The sequence below is a fragment of the Actinoallomurus sp. NPDC052308 genome (assembly GCF_040679195.1).
GTDB classification, from domain to species: Bacteria; Actinomycetota; Actinomycetes; order Streptosporangiales; family Streptosporangiaceae; genus Actinoallomurus; species Actinoallomurus liliacearum.
In genome coordinates, this window is sequence record NZ_JBFAUM010000077.1 from 1 (window position 1) to 1,215 (window position 1,215).

General features: G+C 69.1%; 1 protein-coding gene. It reads right to left on the reverse strand.

Going from position 1 to position 1,215, the window contains the following annotated elements; translation table 11 throughout:
* Nucleotides 1–1,210 (reverse strand): IS256 family transposase (locus AB0L00_RS45790; protein WP_364444587.1); only part of this gene is annotated, 1,210 nt, incomplete at its 3' end.
* Between the last annotated feature and the right edge of the window lie 5 nt (nucleotides 1,211–1,215).

The following is a 1,215-nucleotide window of genomic DNA, read 5'->3' on the forward strand; positions in this document are numbered from 1 at the left end:
CGTCCGGCGTTTCGCCGGCGACCAGGCGTAGCCGTGCTTTGGCGAGGAATTCCAGGCCCATGTAGCGGCGGGCTTCGGTCCATTCGTCGGTTTGTTCCATCAGCACGGCGCCGACCAGGCGGATGATCGCGGCCCGGTCGGGGAAGATCCCGACCACGTCGGTGCGCCGCCGGATCTCTTTGTTCAGTCGTTCTTGGGGGTTGTTGGACCAGATCTGCCGCCAGATCTCGCGTGGGAAGCCGGTGAAGGCGAGCAGGTCATCGCGGGCCTCGTCCAGGTGCGCGGCGGCGTCGGGGTACTTGGTCTCCAGGTTGGCCACGACCCGGCCGTGCTGGGCGTGGACTTCTTCGGCGGCGGGCTGGTCGAAGATGGTCCGCACCATGGTCGCCACCCACGGCTGAGCGGACTTGGGGACCTTGGTCAGCAGGTTCCGCAGGTAGTGCGTCCGGCAGCGCTGCCACGCGGCGCCCGGCAGCGTCGCTGCGATGGCCTCGACCAGCCCGCGGTGGGCATCGGAGATGACCAGCTGGACCCCGCTCAGGCCGCGGGCGACCAGGCCGCGAACGAACGCCAGCCGGCCGGCGCCGTCTTCGGCCGAGGTGACCTCCAGGCCGAGGATCTCCCGGTGCCCATCGGCGTTAACGCCGGTGGCGACCAGGACGTGGACGTTGACGGTGCGGCCGCCCTCGCGGACCTTCTGGGTCAGGGCGTCCATCCAGACGAAGGAGTACGGGCCGGCGTCCAGGCTCCGGTTCCGGAACGCGGTGACCTGCTCATCCAGGACCTTGCTCATCTGGGAGACCTGGCTCTTGGAGATGTGCTTGATGCCGAGCTGGTCGACGAGCTTGTCCACCCGCCGCGTGGAGACCCCCAGCACGTAGGAGGTGGCGATGACCGAGACGAGCGCCTGTTCGGCGCGGCGGCGCCGTTCCAGCAGCCACTCGGGGAAGTACGAGCCGCTGCGCAGCTTCGGGATCGCCAGCTCGATCGTGCCCGCCCGGGTGTCCCAATCCCGCTCCCGGTAGCCGTTGCGGCGGTTGACTCGCTCGCCTGAGCGTTGCCCGTACTCCGCCCCGCACAGGGCATCGGCCTCGGCGCTCATGAGCGCTTCGGCCATGGTCTTGACCATATTCCGCAGCAGATCCGGCTCACACGCCCCGATCTGCTCGGCGAACCAGCCCGCGGGGTCCACACTGTCACTGACGGCCATCGCGT